5 protein-coding genes are annotated in these 6667 nt (G+C 70.4%); all 5 read left to right on the top strand.

The window, feature by feature from the left end:
- Positions 1 to 1266: ABC transporter substrate-binding protein (locus tag ACWEN3_RS38040; RefSeq protein WP_452980785.1), on the top strand; the 1266-nt coding region annotated here is incomplete at its 5' end.
- 28 nt (positions 1267 to 1294) lie between these two features.
- Complete coding sequence (locus ACWEN3_RS38035; RefSeq protein ID WP_452980782.1) at positions 1295 to 2317, top strand: ABC transporter permease subunit; 1023 nt, start codon at positions 1295 to 1297, stop codon at positions 2315 to 2317.
- Entirely contained in the window at positions 2314 to 3243 is a 930-nt protein-coding gene (locus ACWEN3_RS38030; RefSeq protein WP_452980780.1) for a carbohydrate ABC transporter permease, read from the top strand. Before ACWEN3_RS38035 ends, ACWEN3_RS38030 begins: the two co-directional genes overlap by 4 nt.
- A gap of 58 nt (positions 3244 to 3301) precedes the next feature.
- Positions 3302 to 5353: a glycoside hydrolase family 2 protein gene (locus ACWEN3_RS38025; protein WP_452980777.1), complete on the top strand. Its 2052-nt coding sequence runs from the start codon at positions 3302 to 3304 to the stop codon at positions 5351 to 5353.
- Between the two features lie 155 nt (positions 5354 to 5508).
- Entirely contained in the window at positions 5509 to 6528 is a 1020-nt protein-coding gene (locus ACWEN3_RS38020; RefSeq protein ID WP_452980774.1) for a LacI family DNA-binding transcriptional regulator, read from the top strand.
- Positions 6529 to 6667 lie beyond the last annotated feature (139 nt).

The following is a 6667-nucleotide window of genomic DNA, read 5'->3' as shown; positions in this document are numbered from 1 at the left end:
GGCGTGAGCGGCGGCACGTCAGGCGGCGGTTCCGGCGGCGCTGGCTGCCGGTCGGGCGCGACCTCCCTCACCTTCTGGGGCTGGTCGGCCGGCTACGACCTGGTGGTCAAGAAGTTCAACCAGACCCACCCTGACATCTGCGTCAAGCTGGAGAATGCCGGCGCCGCCAACGACGAGTACGTCAAGCTCAGCGACGCCCTGAAGGCGAACAGCGGCACCCCCGACGTCGCGCAGATCGAGTACTTCGAACTGCCGTCGTTCGAGATCACCAAGAGCCTGGTGGACCTGTCCTCGTACGGCGTCGGCGACGCGCGGCAGAACGAGGCTCCGGCCGCCTGGGCCGCGGTCACCCAGGGCTCGGCGCAGTACGCGATGCCCGTCGACCTCGGCCCGCTTGCGCTCTACTACAACTCGGCCGCGTTCACGCAGCACAAGATCGCGGTCCCGGCCACGTGGAGCCAGTTCGCGGCCGCGGCCGACAAACTGCACTCCGGCGACCCCAAGGTGGCCATCACCAACTTCGACCCGGTCGACGCCCAGCCGGTGCTGGCGATGATGCAGCAGTACGGCGCGTTCCCCTTCACGTACACCGGCGGAGACACGCTCGGCATCAACTTCACCGGCGCCGCGCAGACCGCCTTCGCGGACTTCTGGCAGGGTCTGATCGACAAGAAGGAGGTCACTACCGCGGCCGACTTCTCGCCCGCCCAGTGGTCCAACCTGGACAGCGGCGCCAACGCGGCCCGGATCAGCCCCGCGTGGGGACCGGTCGGCATGCAGGGCAGCATCAAGAAGACCATCGGCTCGTGGCGGGCGGCCCCCCTACCGCAGCAGCAGGCGGGCCAGAGCGCTGGCGGCAACTGGGGCGGTTCCACGCTCGCCGTGGTCAAGGGCACCTCGCACGCCAAGGAGGCGGCGGAGTTCGCGAAGTGGTTCGGCGGTTCGGCGGACGCCTGGCAGATTCTCAGCGGCGATGTCGCCGGCGCGTTCCCCGGCTACCAGCCGCTGCTGAACTCGCCCGCCTTCCAGAGCCGGACGCTGCCGATCTCCGGCACTAGCCAGCCGAACAAGGTGTTCGCCAAGGCCGCCCAGGACCTCCGCCCCATCCAGTGGCCGCCGATCATGACCGCGGCGCTCACCCAGTGGACCTCCACCTTCGCCGGGGTCACCAAGGGCACCGAGACCCTGCCGGAGGCGTTCAAGACCTTCCAGAAGCAGATGGTCTCGTACGCCAAGGCCCAGGGCTTCAAGGTCACCGAGGACTGAGCGCGCGAGGCACGAGAGGTAGATCCACGTGAACCACACCCCGGCCCACCGCGCCTCACCACCCGGCCCGCCGGGCACCGGCACAGCCGTCCCGGCCGCAGCCGACACAGGGGCCCGCCCCAGCACCCGCCCCCGTACCGGTCCGGCAGGCGGCCCTCCGCGGCGCGGCTGGCGCCGCGCAACCGGCCGCGAGTGGCCCGGCGCGGTCTTCATCAGTCCGCACATGCTGGCCCTGGCCCTGTTCATGCTGATCCCGACGGTCTACGCGATCTACGACAGCATGCGCACCACCCGCCTCATCGGCGGCAATCACTACTCCGGATTCGCCAACTACCGCACAGTGCTGCACTCCCCGGAGTTCTGGGACGGGGTGCGCCGCGTCCTGGTGTTCACCGCGATCCAGGTACCGGTGACCATCGCCCTGGCGTTCTTCTTCGCCGCGATGTTCGACGCCCGGGTGGTGAAGTACGGCCGCTTCTTCCGCACGGTGTTCTTCATGCCGTTCGCGGTGCCGGGCGTGGTGGCGGCGGTGATGTGGTCGTTCCTGCTGCTGCCGGACTTCGGTCCGTACGCGAAGCTGATGCACAGCCTCGGCTTCGGGCACGTGGACTTCTTCTCCTCCCGGCTGATCCTGCCGACGATCGTCATCATCGTGATCTGGGAGTGGACCGGCTACAACGTCACCATCCTCTACACCTCGCTGAAGTCCATACCGCGGCACGTCACCGAGGCTGCCGTCATGGATGGCGCCAAGCTGTCAACGATCATCCTGAAGCTGAAGCTGCCCATGGTCCGCCCGACCATCGTCATGCTGTTCTTTCTCAACACAGTCGGCGCGCTGCAGCTGTTCACCGAGCCGTCCATCCTCGGGGCCTTCCAGCCGCAGGCGGTCAGCTACGGCTTCACACCCAGCCTGTACGTCTACAACACCGCCGTTGGCAGCGGTGACTACAACCTCGGCGCCGCCGCGGCGGTCGTCCTGGCCTTGATCATCGGCGCGCTCTCGCTGGGCGCGTTCGTGGTCCGCAAGAGGGCGGGGGAGTTCCGATGAGGACCGAGTCCACGAGGAGTCTTCGCCGCAGCCGGAAGGACACCTCCGACACCGTCCCGATCCACCTGTACGGGCTGCGCCGCGGCACCGTCACCGTCCTGACCACAGTCTGCGCCGCGTTCGCGCTCTTCGTCCTGGCGCCCATCGCCTGGCTGGCGATCAACGCGACCAAGACGCAGGCCAACGTCTACGGCACGCCAGGCTTCTGGTTCGCCCGTCCCTTCCACCTCTTCCAGAACCTCTCGGCCCTGGGCAAGAACATCAGCGGCGCCGGCGTCTACCTGCAGTGGCTCGGCAACACCATGCTGTACGCGGTGAGCGCCGCGGTCGGCGCGACCCTGCTGTCCGCGCTGGCCGGCTACGGCTTCGCCCGCTTCCGCTTCCGCGGCTCCAACGCGCTGTTCTACCTCGTGATGTCCACCCTGCTGGTGCCCATCACCTCGGTCGCGCTGCCGCTGTTCCTGGTGTACGCCAAGGTGGGGCTGGTCAACTCGGTGTGGGGGATGATCCTGCCGAGCATGGTCTCCCCGGTGGGCATCTACCTGATGCGCACGTACATCGATGCCTCGGTGCCGCGGGACCTGATCGACGCGGCGCGCATGGACGGCGCGGGCGAGCTGCGGATCTTCGTCCGGATCGTGCTGCCGCTGACCGTGCCCGGCCTGGTCACGGTGCTGCTGCTCACCGTCGTCGCGGTCTGGAACAACTACTTCCTGCCGCTGATCCTCTTCAGCCGCAACAGCCTCTACCCGCTCACCGTCGGCCTGTCCTCCCTGTCGCACGCGGCCGAGACCGGCTCCAAGGCCGAACTGGTCCCCGTCCTCATCGCCGGCGGCCTGGTCACCGTACTGCCGCTGATCCTGCTGTTCCTGTTCCTGGAGAAGTACTTCCGCGGCGGCGCGCTCCAGGGCAGCACCACCGGCTGAACCTCCCGCTCCTACCCACGGCGCCTGTAACAGCACCACGCCTTTTTGGAGAAGAAGAGTGTCCTCGGTCCGTCCCGAATACCCCCGCCCACACTTCGACCGATCCCACGTCTGGCTGACCCTCAACGGCGACTGGGACTTCACCACTGACCCGTCCGGGACCGCCGACCAGCGCGACCTGGCCGCGCGGGCGCAGTGGCCACAGACCATCACCGTGCCCTTCGCCTGGGAGACCGAGGCGTCCGGGGTGGCCGCGCACTGGCTGGAGTACGGCTGGTACCGGCGCAACCTGACCGTCCCCGCCGACTGGCACGGCCAGCGCGTGGTGCTGCACTTCGGCGCCGTCCACCACCAGGCCCGGGTCTGGGTCGGGGACGTGGAAGTCGGCGGACACGAAGGCGGCTACACCCCCTTCGAGTTCGACATCACCGACGCCCTCGCCGGCCGCACCGAGGCCACCGTCCTGGTACGGGTGCGGGCCCCCGTCGACAAGCGCGAGATCGTGCACGGCAAGCAACGCAGCATCCCCCGCGACGACTACGACGACTGCGCGTTCACCCCGACCAGCGGCATCTGGCAGCCGGTGTGGCTGGAGGCACGACCCGCAACCTACGTGTCGGCCCTGGCTCTGACCCCCGGCGAGAACCTCGACGCCATTGTCGTCGACATAGGCGTCGCCGGGCCGAACGCCGCAGGGGCGCGGCTGACCGTCCAGGCGGCGGGCGGCGAACCCGTCACCGCGGCGGCGGGCGCCGACGGGCGGGTACGTGTCACCGTGCCCGTCACCGAGCCGCGCCTGTGGTCGCCGGCCGACCCGTACCTGTACGGCGTCACCGTGACCCTGGACTCGGCAGACGGCACCGACCAGGTCCGTTCGGCCACCGGCCTGCGGCGGATCGAGACCCGCGGCGACCACCTGCTGCTCAACGGCGAGCGGCTGTACGTCCGCGGGGTCCTCGACCAGGGCTACTGGCCGCACACCGGGATGACCGCGCCCGACGACCAGGCCTTCGTCACCGACCTGGAACTGGCCAGGGAGTCCGGCTTCAACCTGGTCCGCAAGCACCTCAAGCTGGAGGACCCCAGGTTCCTGCACCACGCCGACCGGACGGGCATGCTGGTGTGGGCCGAGCCGGCCTCCACGGGCACCTTCACCCCCGAGGCGGCGGCCCGGTTCGAGGCGCAGATCGCACCCATGGTCGCGCGCGACGGCAACCACCCCAGTGTGATCATCTGGGGCCTGTACAACGAGGAGTGGGGCCTGGACTGGGACGTGCCCGGCGACCGAGCCAAGCAGGACGCGGTCCGCCGCGCGTACGCCCTCCTCAAGAGCCTGGACGCGACCCGGCCCGTGGTGGACAACTCCGGCTGGACCCACGTCGCCACCGACCTGGTGGACTGGCACATCTACGACGAGACCCCGACAGGGTGGGCCGCCAAGGTCCGCTCGCTGCTCGACGAGCGGGCCACCGGCTTCCCGGTCGGCCTCGGCGGCGGGAACATCGTGCACAAACTCGTCATGGCCGACGGCGGGCCCACCCCCGCCGTCCCCAACCTCAACAGCGAGTACGGGGGCGGGAAGACGAGCGTCGAGCGCGGCTGGAACCAGCGTTGGCAGACCCAGGAGCTGCGCCGCCACGACGTGCTGTCCGGCTATGTGTGGACCGAGCTATACGACATCGAGCACGAGTTCGCCGGCGTCTATGCCTTCGACCGCACGGTCAAGGACAGCGGGGTCAGCCCCGCGTCGGCCGCCCACGCCGACACCGTGCTGGTGGTCGACGCGCAGCCGCTCGCCCCCGGCCGCGACCTGGTGACCGGCCCCGACCGCAAGGCCGCCTTCGACGTCCGCATCTCCCACCACGGCCCGGCCCCGGTGCGCATCGCGGTCGCCGCCGTGTGGGGCCCGGTCCTGGGCTCCGCCGAGGGCCTGGCCCCGTCCGCCGGACCGGCGGCCGTCACCGTCGAGCCGTACCGGCTGAGCGAGCCGGTGCACATCTCCGAAATCCTCCCGGACGGCGTCCCCGCGGCGCGCCTGCACCTCCTGGCCGTGCGTGCCTCCGACAGCCAGGTGATCGGCAGCACGTGCGTGGACGTGGCCGTCCGGTGAGAAGGGCGGCGCCGCGGGCCGGGGGTGGACCGCGGCGCCGCCGCGCCCGGCACGGACCGGTCACCGACTCCGCGCCGCATCGAAGCCGCAGCGTCACAATAAGCTCGACCCGAACCGCTCTGCCGCTTTGCGGAGCCCCGCCCGAAGGGACCTCGATGGCCACCACCCGACTGCGTGATGTCGCCGAACGCGCCGGTGTCTCGATCCGCACGGTGTCCAACGTCGTCAACGGCTACGCGCAGGTCTCCGACGAGACCCGGCGGCGGGTGGAGAAGGCGGTCGCGGAACTCGGCTACCGCCCCAACCTGCTGGCCCGCAACCTCAAGCGCGGCCGGACCGGGCTGCTCGCCCTGGTCGTACCGGAGCTGGACGTGCCGTACTTCTCCGAGCTGGCCAGGGCCGTCATCGCCGAGGCCCGCACCCACGGCTACACCGTCGTCATCGACCAGACCGACGGCGAGCCGGACCGGGAGCGGGAACTGATCATGCGCGGCGCGAGCGCCGCCCTCTTCGACGGCGTGATCCTCAGCCCGCTCTCGCTGTCCCAGTCCGACCTCGCCCGGCGCGACGCCTCCGACCCGCTGGTACTGCTCGGCGAGCGGATCGCCGAAAGCCCGTACGACCACGTGGCCATCGACAACGTGGCCGCCGCCTACGCCGCCACCGAGCACCTGCTCGCCCTCGGCAGGACCAGGATCGCCGCGGTCGGCGACCAGCCCTACGACACCGGGGAGACCGCCCAGTTGCGCACCCGCGGCTTCCGCGACGCGCACGCCGCCCGCGGCGTGCCCGTCGACGAGTCGCTCGTGGTGACCACCCCCCGCTTCCACCGCTCGGACGGCGCCGCCGCCATGGCCGCCCTGCTCGACCACCCGGACGGGCCACCGGACGCGGTGTTCTGCTACAACGACCTGCTCGCTCTGGGCGCCATCCGCACACTACTCACCCGCGGCCTGCGCGTGCCCGAGGACGTGGCCGTCGTCGGCTTCGACGACATCGAGGCGGGCCGCTACAACACCCCCACCCTCACCACGGTCTCGCCGGACAAGACGACCATCGCCCGGCTCGCGGTGCAGCGGATCACCGGACGGCTCGGCGACGGGCCGGCGGATCCGCCGGCCGAGCTGTGGGCGCCGCACCACCTGGAGGTGCGGGAGAGCACGGTGGGTGGCTGACCCGGGGACGGACCGTACTGGCAGCTGACCGTCCCGAAGCTGTCTCCAGTGCCTCGGCAGTCATGCGCCGCCAAGTGTCGCTGACCTCCGGTATGTCCGCAGGGTTTCCTATGCCTAGATTCAGCCACCCCCGGCCCGT

The organism is Streptomyces sp. NPDC004561, assembly GCF_053602155.1.
The sequence above is the reverse complement of the archived record's forward strand: the minus strand, read 5'-3'. Positions and strand labels throughout refer to the sequence as shown.